This window comes from Variovorax sp. Root434, assembly GCF_001426595.1.
GTDB lineage: Bacteria > Pseudomonadota > Gammaproteobacteria > Burkholderiales > Burkholderiaceae_C > Variovorax.
Window position 1 is genome coordinate 689,738 of record NZ_LMEK01000012.1, and the last position, 13,689, is coordinate 703,426.

General features: G+C 67.0%; 11 protein-coding genes. 4 read left to right on the forward strand and 7 right to left on the reverse strand.

The annotated features are described in order from the left end of the window. Positions 1-15: 15 nt before the first annotated feature. From secD to ASD05_RS13805, 3 genes are all read right to left on the reverse strand, one after another. Positions 16-1,899, reverse strand: a complete 1,884-nt coding sequence (gene secD / locus ASD05_RS13795) for a protein translocase subunit SecD (protein WP_056592991.1) — start codon at positions 1,897-1,899, stop codon at positions 16-18. Between the two features lie 79 nt (positions 1,900-1,978). Next, entirely contained in the window at positions 1,979-2,314 is a 336-nt protein-coding gene (gene yajC, locus ASD05_RS13800) for a preprotein translocase subunit YajC (protein ID WP_007829092.1), read from the reverse strand. 282 nt (positions 2,315-2,596) lie between these two features. Next, positions 2,597-6,208: an indolepyruvate ferredoxin oxidoreductase family protein gene (locus ASD05_RS13805; protein ID WP_056592993.1), complete on the reverse strand. Its 3,612-nt coding sequence runs from the start codon at positions 6,206-6,208 to the stop codon at positions 2,597-2,599. A gap of 176 nt (positions 6,209-6,384) precedes the next feature. Between ASD05_RS13805 and ASD05_RS13810 the strand changes: the two genes are divergently transcribed. The 4 genes from ASD05_RS13810 (at position 6,385) to ASD05_RS13825 (ending at position 10,221) form a co-directional block, all read left to right on the forward strand. Beyond that, complete coding sequence (locus ASD05_RS13810; protein WP_056592996.1) at positions 6,385-6,861, forward strand: Lrp/AsnC family transcriptional regulator; 477 nt, start codon at positions 6,385-6,387, stop codon at positions 6,859-6,861. Between the two features lie 89 nt (positions 6,862-6,950). Further along, a complete protein-coding gene (locus tag ASD05_RS13815; protein WP_056592998.1) occupies positions 6,951-7,709 on the forward strand; it encodes a basic amino acid ABC transporter substrate-binding protein in 759 nt (252 codons plus the stop codon). 86 nt (positions 7,710-7,795) lie between these two features. Further along, complete coding sequence (locus ASD05_RS13820; RefSeq protein ID WP_056592999.1) at positions 7,796-8,566, forward strand: amino acid ABC transporter permease; 771 nt, start codon at positions 7,796-7,798, stop codon at positions 8,564-8,566. Positions 8,567-8,595: 29 nt separating this feature from the next. Next, positions 8,596-10,221 carry an MFS transporter gene (locus ASD05_RS13825; protein WP_056593002.1) on the forward strand — a complete coding sequence of 542 codons (1,626 nt, stop codon included), beginning with the start codon at positions 8,596-8,598 and terminating at the stop codon, positions 10,219-10,221. A 34-nt stretch (positions 10,222-10,255) separates the two neighbouring features. Here ASD05_RS13825 and ASD05_RS13830 read toward each other — a convergent pair whose 3' ends face one another. The 4 genes from ASD05_RS13830 to ctaD are packed head-to-tail and all read right to left on the reverse strand — an operon-like array spanning position 10,256 to position 13,665. Further along, on the reverse strand, positions 10,256-10,570 hold the full coding sequence (locus ASD05_RS13830; RefSeq protein ID WP_056593004.1) for a cytochrome C oxidase subunit IV family protein: 315 nt from the start codon (positions 10,568-10,570) through the stop codon (positions 10,256-10,258). 8 nt (positions 10,571-10,578) lie between these two features. Next, positions 10,579-11,280 carry a heme-copper oxidase subunit III family protein gene (locus ASD05_RS13835; protein ID WP_056593006.1) on the reverse strand — a complete coding sequence of 234 codons (702 nt, stop codon included), beginning with the start codon at positions 11,278-11,280 and terminating at the stop codon, positions 10,579-10,581. Between the two features lie 10 nt (positions 11,281-11,290). Further along, positions 11,291-11,902, reverse strand: coding sequence for a bb3-type cytochrome oxidase subunit III (locus tag ASD05_RS13840; RefSeq protein WP_056593009.1), 612 nt, complete (start codon positions 11,900-11,902; stop codon positions 11,291-11,293). After that, positions 11,899-13,665 (reverse strand): cytochrome c oxidase subunit I, encoded by a 1,767-nt coding sequence (gene ctaD, locus ASD05_RS13845; protein ID WP_056594404.1) that lies wholly within the window; start codon positions 13,663-13,665, stop codon positions 11,899-11,901. The genes ASD05_RS13840 and ctaD overlap by 4 nt, the downstream gene beginning before the upstream one ends. Positions 13,666-13,689: the final 24 nt, after the last annotated feature.

Below are 13,689 nucleotides of genomic sequence, written 5' to 3' on the forward strand. Positions count from 1 at the left end.
TGTCTCTTCTGCCTCTTACTTGGTTTCGGCCACGGCCGCGCCGTCGGTCTTCGGCCGCCAGACCGTGCCGATGGACACCGTCTTGAGCTTCTTCTTCTGGCCGTACCAGAAGTTCACGAGGCCACGCGAGAAGAACACGGCCGAGAACATCGAGGTGACGATGCCGATGCAGTGCACCACCGCAAAGCCGCGCACCGGACCCGAGCCGAATGCCAGCAGCGCGATACCCGCGATCAGCGTGGTCACGTTGGAGTCGAGGATGGTGCCCCAGGCGCGTTCGTAGCCCGCATGGATCGCCGCCTGCGGCGACGCCCCGTTGCGCAGCTCTTCCCGCACCCGCTCGTTGATGAGCACGTTGGAGTCGATCGCCACGCCGATGGCCAGCGCCATGGCCGCGATGCCCGGCAGCGTGAGCGTGGCCTGCAGGATCGAGAGGATGGCCACCAGCAGCATCAGGTTGACGGCCAGCGCGATCGACGAGAACAGGCCGAACAGTGCGTAGTAGATGCACATGAACACCATGATCGCGGCGAAGCCGTACATCACGCTGTCGAAGCCCTTCTTGATGTTCTCCGCACCCTGCGTCGGGCCGATGGTGCGCTCCTGGATGATTTCCATCGGCGCGGCCAGCGAGCCGGCGCGCAGCAGCAGCGCGAGGTCGTTGGCTTCGGACACGGTCATCGAGCCCGACACCTGGAAGCGGTTGCCGAGTTCGCCGTTGATCGACGGGGCCGTGAGCACTTCGCCCTTGCCCTTCTCGAAGATCAGCATGGCCATGCGCTTCTTGTAGTTCTCGCGGCTCACGTCACGCATGATGGTGCCGCCCTTCGCGTCCATGGTCAGGTCGACCTTGGGCTGGTTGCTCTGCTGGTCGAAGCCGGGCTGCGCGTCGGTGAGGTTCTCGCCGGTGACGAGCACCTGCTTCTTCACGATCACCGGGCGGCCCTGGCGGTCGAGGAATTTCTCGGAGCCGAAGGGCACCGGCCCACCGCTCAGTTCGGCCGAGCGGCCTTCGGCGCTTTCGTCCACCATGCGCATTTCGAGCGTGGCGGTGCGTCCGATGATGGTCTTGGCCTGGGCCGGGTCCTGCATGCCGGGCAGCTGCACGACGATGCGGTCGATGCCCTGCTGCTGGATTACCGGTTCGGCCACGCCGAGTTCATTGATCCGGTTATGCAGCGTCGTGACGTTCTGCTTGAGCGCCGCGTCCTGGATGCGGCGCGCGGCCTCGGGCTTGATGCTGGCCACGATGCGCCATTCGGTGCCCTGCTGGCTCTCGACGGTGCTGAGGTCGGGCATCGTGTCCTGGATCAGGCGCCGGGTGGTTTCCACGCTGTCGGCGTCGCGCAGCGTGATTTCGACGGTCTGGCCGTTGCGGTTCACGGCGCTGCCGCGCACCTTCTTTTCGCGCAGCCCCATGCGGATGTCGCCGGCGAAGGATTCGGCCTTCTTGTCGAGCACGCCGCGCATGTCGACCTGCAGCAGGAAGTCGACACCGCCGCGCAGGTCGAGGCCCAGGTACATCGGGAAGGCGTGCAGCGCGGTCAGCCACGAGGGCGAGCGCGACACGAGGTTCAGCGCCACCACGTAAGAGGGTTCGTCCGCGTTCGGCACCAGGGCCTGCTGCAGCGTATCGCGCGCCTTGATCTGGTCGTCGGTGGTGGCGAACCGCGCCCGCACCGCGGTGGGCTCGAGGCTCAGCAGCTCGGGCGTGAGGCCGGCCGTCTTGAGCAGCTCCTGCACCCTGGCCCGGGTCGACGCGTCGATCTTGACGGTCGACTTCGCGGCCGACACCTGCACCGCAGGCGCCTCACCAAAGAAATTGGGCAGGGCGTAGATGAGCCCCACGAGCAACACGACCACGATGATCGCGTACTTCCAGACCGGGTAACGGTTCATGAGAAAGCGCTTTTTCTGAAACGGAACACGGCGTGAATTGGGGCCCTGCGCCGCAAGGCGCAAGGTTCAGCTCACGCTTTTATTGCTTGACGGCGCCCTTGGGCAGGACCTGCACCACGGCGCTGCGCTGGATCTTGATCTCGATGCCATTGGCGATTTCGAGGCCGAGGTACTGGTCGCCGATCGAGGTGATCTTGCCGAGCACGCCGCCGGCGGTGGCGACTTCGTCGCCCTTGGCCAGGGCCTCGATCATGGCGCGGGCTTCCTTCTGGCGCTTCATCTGGGGCCGGATCATGACGAAGTACAGCACCACGAACATCAGCACCAGCGGCAGCATGCTGCCGAGGGAGGACAACATGTCACCGCCGCCGGCTGCAGCGGGCGCGGTCTGGGCGAAAGCAGAGGAAATGAACAAGAGAGTCTCCAGCAGAGGGAAGAGAAAACGATGGGAGCGCAGGACGTGCCCGCGGTTCCTTGGGCTTCGCGGCCGCGAAGGAGGCGGACCGCAAGTCAAAGCGCGGCGGGGCTTGGCCGCGCACAGCACCGGACATTGTATTCGGCGCAGATGACCGCTCCGCGCGCTTATCCGGCGCGGCAAGGAGGGCTTTCCGGGCGGTGGATTGCGCGCCGTTTGCTACGTTTTAAATAGCAACGGGCGCCCATCGGGCGCCCGTTGCATGTCGACCAGCCCTGAAGATCAGGCCGCCGCGCGCTGCCCCTGCGGGTTGCGCCACTTGGCCATCAGCTCGCTCCAGCGGGTACGGGCTGCCGCCAGGTTGCGATCCTTCACGTGGCCGTAGCCGCGGATCTGCTCGGGCAGGGCCGCGATTTCCAGCGCCAGCGCGTGGTTGTCCGCACGCAGGGCGCCGATCACTTCCTCGATGCTGGCGCGGTACTCGCCGATCAGCGCACGCTCGGTCTTGCGCTCTTCGGTGCGGCCGAAGATGTCGAGCGCCGTGCCGCGCAGGCCCTTCAGCTTCGCGAGGAAGCGGAAGCCCGTGAGCATCCAGGGACCGAACTTCTGCTTCTGGAGCTGCCCCTTGGCGTCCTTCTTCGCGATGAGCGGCGGCGCCAGGTGGTAGTTGAGCTTGTAGTCGCCCTCGAACATGCCTTCGACGCGGTCGAGGAAGGCACGGTCGGTATGCAGGCGGGCGACTTCGTACTCGTCCTTGTAGGCCATCAGCTTGAACAGATAGCGCGCGACTGCTTCGGTCAACGCGGTGCTCTTGCCGACGGCCGATTCGGCCTGCTGCACCTTGCCGACGAACAGCCTGTATTCATCGGCGTAGGCGGCGTTCTGGTAGCCGGTCAGGAATTCGACGCGGCGCGCGACCAGGCTTTCGACCGATTCGCGCTTCTTGAACTCGATGACCTGGCCGGGACGCACGCGCTTTTGCAGCTCTTCAGGACGCACCGCCGCCTGGCGGCCCCATTCGAAGGCCGTCTTGTTGTTCTCGACGGCCACGGCGTTGAGCTCGATGGCGCGCATCAGCGACTCGTGCGCCAGCGGGATCCAGCCCTTCTGCCAGGCGTAGCCCAGGATCATCGGGTTGACGTAGATGCTGTCGCCCATCAGCGCGGTGGCGGCGGCATCGGCGTCGAAGGTGCCCATGCCGTCGACACCCACGGCGCGCGCGATTTCCGCAGCACAGGCGTCTTCGGGGTTCTGCCAGTTGGCGTTGCGCACGAAAGCCGCCGTCGGCGAGCTGTGGCTGTTGAGCGCCACGTGCGTGCGCCCTTCGCGCATGCGCGCCATGGTTTCGCCGTTGACCGTGACCAGCGGATCGCAGGCCAGGATCAGGTCGGCCGCCGCGGTGCCGACGCGCGTGGTGCGGATGTCGTCCTGCGTGTCGCCGATGAGCACGTGGCTCCAGGTGGCGCCGCCCTTTTGCGCGAGGCCGGCCGCGTCCTGCGTGACGATGCCCTTGGCCTCGATGTGCGCCGCCATGCCGAGCAGCTGGCCGATGGTGATCACGCCGGTGCCGCCGACGCCCGCCACCACCACGCCCCAGACCTTGCCGCCGACCAGCGACGGAATCGCGGGCTCGGGCAGCAGACCGAACTCGGCCGGCGTGGCGCCCTTGTTCTTGCCCTTCTTCTTGAGCTGGCCGCCTTCGACGGTGACGAAGCTCGGGCAGAAGCCCTTCAGGCAGCTCATGTCCTTGTTGCAGCTGCTCTGGTTGATGGTGCGCTTGCGGCCGAACTCGGTCTCCAGCGGTTCGACCGACAGGCAGTTGCTCTGCACGCTGCAGTCGCCGCAACCTTCGCAGACCAGTTCGTTGATGACCACGCGCTTGGCCGGATCGACGGCCGTGCCCCGCTTGCGGCGGCGGCGCTTCTCGGTCGCGCAGGTCTGGTCGTAGATGATGGCCGTGGTGCCGGGGATCTTGCGGAACTCGCGCTGCACCTCGTCGAGCAGGTCGCGGTGCTTCACCTGCACGTGGTCGCCGGGGATGTTCACGCCCTCGTACTTCTCGGGCTCGTCGGTCACGATCACGACCTTCGCGGCGCCCTCGGCATGCAGGCTCTCGGCAATCTGCAGCACCGAGTGGCCTTCCGGACGCTCGCCGACCTGCTGGCCGCCGGTCATGGCGACCGCGTCGTTGTAGAGGATCTTGTAGGTGATGTTCACGCCCGCCGCGATGCTCTGGCGGATGGCAAGCAGGCCGCTGTGGAAGTAGGTGCCGTCGCCCAGGTTCGCGAAGATGTGCTGGTCGGTGGTGAAGGGCTGCTGGCCCACCCACGGCACGCCCTCGCCGCCCATCTGCGTGAAGCCGATGGTGGAGCGGTCCATCCAGGTCGCCATGAAGTGGCAGCCGATGCCGCCCATGGCGCGCGAGCCTTCGGGCACCACGGTGCTGGTGTTGTGCGGGCAGCCCGAGCAGAACCAGGGCTGGCGCGTGGCGTCGGCCACGCTGGTGGAGGCTTGCTGCACCACCATCGAGCGTTCCTTGGCTTCGAGGATGGCGAGTTGGGCATCGATGCGCGCGGCCATGTCGGCGCCGGCCGCGGCCAGCAGGCCGGTCTTCTTCAGGCGCGAGGCGATGGCCTTGGCGATGAGCGCCGGGTTCAGGTCGGCGTTGGCGCGCAGCAGCGTGTGCGAGGTCGGGTTGGGCATCGACCATTCGCCGCCCGAGTAACCCTCGGCCGCGTGCACCTCGCCCTCGTCGAACTTGCCGACCACGTTGGGGCGCACGTCGGGTCGCCAGTTGTAGAGCTCTTCCTTGAGCTGGTATTCGATGACCTGGCGCTTCTCCTCGACCACCAGGATCTCCTGCAGGCCGGTGGCGAATTCGCGCGTGAGCTGCGCCTCGAGCGGCCACACCACGCCTACCTTGTGCAGGCGGATGCCGAGCTGGCGGCAGGCCGCGTCGTCCAGGCCCAGGTCGATCAGCGCCTGGCGCGTGTCGTTGAAGGCCTTGCCGCTGGCCATGATGCCGAAGCGGTCGTTCGGGCCCTCGATCACGTTGTGGTTCAGCCGGTTGGCGCGGATGTAGGCGAGCGCGGCGTACCACTTGTAGTGCATGAGCCGGGCTTCCTGCTCCAGCGCATGGTCGGGCCAGCGGATGTGCAGGCCGCCGGGCGGCATCTCGAAATCGGTGGGGATGACGATCTCGACGCGCTCGGGGTCGATCATGGCCGTGGCGCTCGATTCGACGATCTCCTGGATCGTCTTCATGCCCGACCACACGCCCGAGAAGCGGCTCATGGCGAAGGCGTGGATGCCCAGGTCGAGGATTTCCTGCACGTTGGCCGGAAAGAACACCGGCGTGCCGCAGGCCTTGAAGATGTGGTCGCTCTGGTGCGCGGCCGTGCTGCTCTTGGAGATGTGGTCGTCGCCCGCCACCGCGATCACGCCGCCGAATTCGGTGGTGCCGGCCATGTTGGCGTGCTTGAAGACGTCGGAGCAGCGGTCCACGCCCGGGCCCTTGCCGTACCAGATGCCGAACACGCCGTCGAACTTGTTGGTGCCCGCGGGCGAGAAGCCCAGCTGCTGGGTGCCCCAGAGCGCGGTGGCCGCCAGCTCTTCGTTCACGCCGGGCTGGAAGACGATGTTCCGTTCCTTGAGGAACTTGCTGGCCTTCCACAGCGCCTGGTCGTAGCCGCCGAGCGGAGAGCCGCGGTAGCCGCTGATGAAGCCGGCGGTGTTCTTGCCGGCCTGCTTGTCGCGCAGTTGCTGCAGCATGGGCAGCTTCACGAGGGCCTGGACACCGCTCATGAAGGCACGGCCGTAGTCGAGGGAGTACTTGTCGTCGAGCGTGACGGTTTCTAGCGCCTTGCGGATGTGCTCGGGCAGCGGGGCGTTCATGGTGTCTGTCTCCGTATGGCAGGGCCTTGTGGGCCTGGCTGATTGCTTGGGTCTGTGCCCGATAGGGCGCGAGCCCATGGTCACGCAAAGTGTATGCCGGGGTCGGCGACAGGTGTTTGCGTTCTTTGCCTCGAAAAAGCGGCTTCCAGAAAGAATCTTGCTTAAAATCCGCGCCAATGGAAAGCATCGATAAGTTCGACCTCGCAATCCTGCAAGAACTGCAGGCCGACGGTCGCCTCACCAACGCCGAGCTTGCGCAACGCGTGGGCCTCTCGGCCGCGCCCTGCTGGCGTCGGGTGCGGGCACTCGAGGAGGCAGGCGTCATCAAGGGCTACCACGCCGAGATCGACCGCCACAAGATCGGTCTCGGCGTGCTTGCCTTCGTGCGCGTGGACACCGAGCGCGTCACCCATGAGGCCACCCGCAAGCTGGAGGATGCGATCCGCAGGATGCCCGAGGTGGTGGCCTGCCACTACATCAGCGGCACCGGCACCTTCGAACTCCAGGTGGTGGCGCAGGACCTCGACAGCTTCTCGTCCTTTGCGCGCCAGCACTTGATGAACCTGCCGAACGTGAAGGACCTGCACACCAGTTTCTCGCTGGGCGAGGTGAAGGCGAGCAGTGCGCTGCCGCTGGGGCATCTGGCACGCTGAGTGCATGGGGCGACGCGGCCGCCCGATAGCGGCAGCCTAAAATCCCCGCCCACCACCTCCCGCCGGACGGCGAAAAACAAGGACCCCGAATGAATCTCCTCCGCCGCGCCCTGGCCCTTGGCCTCGCAGCCGCCACGCTCGCATTCAGTGCCCAGGCGCAGAACCGCGAACTCACCGTAGCCTCCAGCGCCACCTACGCGCCCTTCGCCTTCGAGAACAAGGACAAGCAGATCGTCGGTTTCGACATCGACATCATCAACGCCATCGCGAAGCAGCAGGGCCTGAAGATCAAGATCGTCAACACGCCCTTCACCGGCATCTTCGGCGCGCTGAACAACGGCGACGTCGACCTCGTGATCTCGGGCGTCACCATCAACGAGAAGCGCAAGCAGAGCTACGACTTCACGCCGCCGTACTTCGCGGCCCGCCAGCTGATCGCGCTGCCGAAGAACAGCAAGGTCGCCTCACTGAAGGACCTCGCCGGCAAGAAGATCGCCGTGGTCAGCGCCTCCACCGCCGACGACATCGCCTCGCGCGAGTTCGGCAAGACCAACCCCGACATCCGCCGCTTCGAGAGCACGCCGCTCATCATTTCCGAGCTGGCCGGCGGCGGCGTCGATGCCGCCATGGGCGACAACGGCGTCATCGCTTATCGCGTGGCGCAGAACCCCGACCTGAAGACGCTGGACGACAAGTCCTTCCCCGAAGAGGGCTTCGGCATCGTCGTGAAGAAGGGCGACAAGGCCCTGCTCGACAAGCTCACCGCCGGCCTCGCGGCCATCCGCGCCGACGGCAGCTACGCGACGATCTACAAGAAGTGGTTCAACAAGGACCCGAACGTCCGCTGAGCCGCACCCCGCCTGTGATCCGATCACGGCCGCCACGATGCGGCCGTTTGTTTTTTGAGTTTGACGCGATGAAGCGGAGGCGATAGATGGAACAACCAATTCTTCTTTTCGGATGGTTCCGATGGGACATCCTGGTCGAATACAAGGACCTGTTCTGGCAAGGCGCCTGGATGACGCTGCGCATGACCGTGGTGTGCGTGCTGCTGGGTTCGAGCTGGGGCCTGTGCCTCGCGCTCGCGCGCCTGGCGCATCCGCGCCACGCCCCCTGGACCTGGATCGCGCGCTTCTTCCTGCGCTGGCCGGCCACGGTGTACGTGAGCTTCTTCCGCGGCACGCCGCTGTTCGTGCAGATCCTGCTGATCCACTTCGCGGTGATGCCGGTGTTCATCCACCCGACGACGGGCATCCTGATCGACGGCGAGCTCGCGCGCACGCTCAAGCAGGAGCACGGCGCGCTCATCTCCGGCGTGGTGGCGCTCACGCTCAATTCGGCGGCCTACATCTCCGAGGTGTTCCGCGCCGGCATCCAGTCGATCTCGCGCGGACAGTTCGATGCGGGCCGCTCGATCGGCTTCTCGCCCGCGCAGGTGATGCGCTACGTGGTGCTGCCGCAGGCCTTCCGTCGCATGCTGCCGCCGCTGGGCAACAACGCGATCGCGCTGCTGAAGGACACGTCGCTGGTCTCGGCCATCGGACTGGCCGAGCTGGCCTACGCGGCGCGCACCGTGGCCGGCGCCTATGCGCGCTACTGGGAGCCGTACCTCGCGATCTCGGTCATCTACTGGGTGATGACGCTGGTGCTGACCACGATGCTGCGCCGCCTCGAACACCGCCTCGCCCGCAGCGACAGGGGATGACGGCGGCGGGCGCGCCAAAATAGCGCCACATGCCACCCATATCCCCCGAAGAGACGCCCATCCCGCCCGCGCGGCCGCAGCCAGCGAAGCTCGCGGCCCTCGTGCCCCTCCAGCTCCCCGTGTTCCGCATGCTGTGGAGCACCTGGCTCGTCGCCAACATCTGCATGTGGATGAACGACGTGGCCGCCGCGTGGATGATGACCTCGCTGACCACCTCGCCGATCTGGGTGGCGCTGGTGCAGTCTGCCTCCACGCTGCCGGTGTTCCTGCTGGGCCTGCCCAGCGGCGCGCTGGCCGACATCCTCGACCGCCGGCGCTGGCTGGTGGCCACGCAGTTCTGGCTGGCCGGCACGGCCATCGTGCTGTGCGCCGCGCTGGCGCTCGACCTCATGACCGCGCCGCTGCTGCTGGCGCTGACCTTCGCCAACGGCATCGGCCTGGCGCTGCGCTGGCCGGTGTTCGCGGCCATCGTGCCCGAGCTGGTGCCGCGCCCGCAGCTGCCGGCCGCGCTGGGCCTGAACGGCATCGCGATGAACGCCTCGCGCATCGTCGGCCCGCTTACGGCCGGCATGCTGATCGCGAGCGCCGGCACCGTGTGGGTGTTCGCGCTCAACGCGGTGCTGTCGGTGGCCTCGGGCTTCGTGGTGCTGCGCTGGCGGCGCGAGCACACGCCCAACCCGCTGGGCCGCGAGAAGCTCATCAGCGCGATGCGCGTGGGCGTGCAGTTCGTGCGGCAGTCGCAGCGCATGCGCGCGGTGCTCACGCGCATCTCGATCTTCTTCTTCCACTCGACCGCGCTGCTGGCGCTGCTGCCGCTGCTGGCGCGCAACCTCGAGGGCGGCGGCGCCGGCACCTTCACGCTGCTGCTGGCGGCCATGGGCTCGGGCGCGATCGTCGCGGTGCTGTTCCTGCCGCGGCTGCGCCAGGCGATGGGGCGCGACCAGCTGGTGCTGCGCGGCACACTGCTGCAGTCGGGCGCCACTGCCGTCATGGCCTTCGCGCCGAATGCGTGGATCGCGGTGCCGGCAATGTTCTTCGGCGGCATGGCGTGGATCACGGTGGCCAACTCGCTGTCGGTGTCGGCCCAGCTCGCGCTGCCCGACTGGGTGCGCGCGCGCGGCATGTCGATGTACCAGATGGCGATCATGGGCGCGAGCGCGATCGGCGCGGCGCTCTGGGGCCAGGTGGCCACGGTCACCACGCTGGTCGCCAGCCTGTGCGTGGCGGCCGTCAGCGGCACGCTGCTGATGCTCGCCGCGCTGCGCTGGGTGACCGACGTGAGCGGCGAGGACGACACCAGCCCCGCCCAGGCCGGCTGGGCCGCCGGCCCGCCCGCCGAGGCGCCGCAGGAAGACGGCCGCGTGGTCATCACCGTGGAATTCATGATCGACCCGGCCCGCGCCGCCGCCTTCCACCTCGTGATGCAGCAGACCCGCCGCGCGCGCCTGAGCCAGGGCGCCATCGGCTGGGAGCTGCTGCACGACATCGCGCAGCCGGAACGCTACGTGGAGCAGATCGTCGACGAATCGTGGACCGACCACCTGCGTCGCTTCAACCGCGCCACCGCCGCCGACATGGCGCTGCGCGAGCGCCGGCTGGCGTTCCACCTGGGCGAGTCGCCGCCGGTGGTGACGCGCTACGTGGTGCGGCGCTGAGCCGGTCGGAGCCGGGCTGCCGCCCGCGCCGCCGTCAGTGGAAGAACGCCATCCGTGTCAGGAAGGTGTGGCCGGCCTCCGCCGCCATCAACCACACCAGGACCAGCAGGCACAGGGGCGGCACCAGGATGGCATAGACCAGCGACAGCCGCTCCCAGGCCATGTGCATGAAGACCGAAACGATCAGCCCCGCCTTCAGCAGCATGAAGACAATGATCAGGGTCCAGCGCAGGTACCCGTGGAAATGGAAGTAGTCGACCAGGTACGACATCGTGCTGAGCACGAACAGCAGCCCCCAGATCTTGAGATAGAGGCCGATCGGATGTTGTTGGCCGGTGTCGGGGTTCATGATCGTCCTCACCAGAGATAGAACAGCGCGAAGATGAAGACCCACACGAGGTCCACGAAGTGCCAGTACAGGCCGGCGATCTCGACGATCTGGTAGTTGCCCTTCTTGTCGTAGTCGCCGCGGATCAGCTTGAAGGCCACGGTGAACAGGAAGACCACGCCGGCCGACACGTGCAGCCCGTGAAAGCCCGTGATCATGAAGAAGGCCGAGCCGAACTGCGCCGCGCCCATCGGGTTGCCCCAGGGCCGCACGCCTTCATGCAGGATCAGCTTGGACCACTCGAAGGCCTGCATGCCGACGAAGAGTTCGCCGAAGGTCGCGGTCACGATCATCAGCGTGGCGGCGTTCACGCGGTCGCGGCGGTAGGCGAAATTGACGGCCATCGCCATCGTGCCGCTGCTGCTGATGAGCACGAAGGTCATGATCGCGATCAGCAGCAACGGGATGTCGGCGCCCGCCACGTGGAGCGCGAACACCTCGCTCGGGTTGGGCCACGGCACGGTGGTCGAGACGCGCACCGTCATGTAGCCGGTCAGGAAGCAACTGAAGACGAAGGTGTCGCTGAGCAGGAAGATCCACATCATCGCCTTGCCCCACGAGACGTGGAACGCCTGGCGATCGGAAGACCAGTCGGCAATCAGCCCGCGCCAGCCGCTTGCGGCAAGGGTCGGATTCAACGGCGTTGCGGCGACGGTTGCGGTGTTGTTCATGGATGCCTCCTCAGGATGTGCCGCAGACGAAGCGCGCCACCTCCGGCGTCACCCACCCGAGCAGCGCGAACAGCACCAGCCACACCGCCAGCATGAAGTGCCAGTAGCGCGCGCACAGCGCGATGCGCCATGCGGCCCTGGCGGGATCGGGCCATGCGGCGTGCGCCGTCCAGGCCCACCCGACCAGCCCACCCGCCAGGTGGAGTCCGTGCATCGCGGTCAACAAATAGAAGAAGCTGCCCGCCGGATTGCCGGCCGGCATCACCTGAGCGCTCAGCAGCGCCTGCCAGGCCCACAGCTGCACGCTCAGGAAGCCCGCCGCGCAGAGGCCGCCCGCCAGCAGCAGGCGACGCGTCCGCATCGGGTCAAGGCCGCGCGATGCACCACCGGCCCCTTGCAGCGCCACGCTGCCCGCCACCAGCAGCGCCGAGCTGAGCCAGAGCTGCCACGGCAGCGCGATCGTCATCGAGTCGTCGCCGCTCATGCGCATCACGTAGGCCACGATGAAGAGCGAGAACAGCGCGGTAGCCACGCCCATGAAGACCCACAGGCCGATGCTGGCCGCGCTCGCGCGCGCATCGCGGGGCGAGCCGCGGTCGCTCCAGGCAGCAACCGCGCTCATGCCGGCGCTCCCCGCACCTCGCTCTGGCCTTCGGGCTCGGGCTCCCCGGCCCCGGCTTGCGGCGGCGCGTTCTGCGCGATGAAATCCTCCGCCGCGCCCGGCTCTCCATAGGCATAGGCCCACCGGTAGACCACCGGCAGCCGCGGCCCCCAGTTGCCGTAGCCCGGCGGCGTCGTCGGCGTCTGCCATTCGAGCGAGGCGGCGCGCCATGGGTTGGCGTCGGCCGGTCGGCCGCGCCAGGCGCTCCAGGCCAGGTTGGCGATGAACAGAAGCTGGGCCAGGGCGATGATCATCGCGATCACGGTGATGACTTCATTCAGGCTGAACGCCGACGGCGGAATGAACTTGTAGCCGTCGAAGTTGTAGTAGCGCCGCGGCATGCCCAGCACGCCGAGGTAGTGCATCGGGAAAAAGACCGCGTAGGTGCCGAGGAAGGTGATCCAGAAATGCAGCCGGCCGAGCCGGTCGTCGAGCATGCGGCCAGTGACCTTGGGAAACCAGTGGTAGATGCCGCCGAACACCACCAGCAGCGGCGCCACGCCCATCACCATGTGGAAGTGCGCCACCACGAAGTAGGTGCCCGAGAGCGGGATGTCCACGCTCACGTTGCCGAGGAACAGCCCGGTCAGCCCGCCGATGAGGAAGGTGCAGAGGAAGGCCAGCGCGAACAGCATCGGCACCGTCAGGTGGATGTCGCCGCGCCACAGCGTCAGGATCCAGTTGTAGACCTTGATCGCGGTGGGCACCGCGATGATCAGCGTGGTGGTCGCGAAGAAGAAGCCGAAGTACGGGTTCATGCCGCTCACGAACATGTGGTGCGCCCAGACCACCACGCTGAGCGCGCCGATGGCCACGATGGCCCACACCATCATGCGGTAGCCGAAGATGCACTTGCGCGCGTGCACGCTGATCAGGTCGGAGACGATGCCGAAGGCCGGCAGCGCCACGATGTAGACCTCTGGGTGGCCGAAGAACCAGAACAGGTGCTGGAACAGCAGCGGGCTGCCGCCCTTGTAGCCCGTCACCTGGCCCATCGACACCAGCGCCGGCATGAAGAAGCTGGTGCCCAGCGTCCGGTCGAGCAGCAGCATCACGCCGCTGACGAACAATGCCGGAAAGCCGAGCAGCGCAAGGATGGTGGCGACGAAGATGCCCCACACCGTGAGCGGCATGCGCAGCAGCGTCATGCCTTCGCAGCGCGCCTGCAGCACGGTGGTCACGTAGTTGAGGCCGCCCATCGTGGTCGCCACGATGAAGATGAGCAGCGACACCAGCATCAGCACGATGCCGCCCGCATGGCCCGGCGTGCCGGGCAGGATCGACTGCGGCGGATACAGCGTCCAGCCCGCGCCGGTAGGTCCGCCCGGGACGAAGAAGCTCGCCATCAGGACCACCACCGACAGCAGGTAGACCCAGAAGCTCAACATGTTGAGGTAGGGAAAGACCATGTCCCGCGCCCCCACCATCAGCGGGATCAGGTAGTTGCCGAAGCCGCCGAGGAACAGCGCCGTGAGCAGGTAGATCACCATGATCATCCCGTGCATGGTCACGAACTGGTAGTAGCGCTCGGCGTTGATGAAGTCGAACTGGCCCGGAAAGCCGAGCTGCAGCCGCATCAGGTTGGACAGCACCACGCCCACCACGCCCACCGCGATGGCGGTGCAGGCGTACTGGACGGCGATCACCTTGTGGTCCTGGCTCCAGACGTAGCGGGTCAGGAAACTCTGCGGCGCGGGATGCTCGGCGTCGTCGGCGTGGGACATGGCCTGCCCCGTGGGCATGGAAGA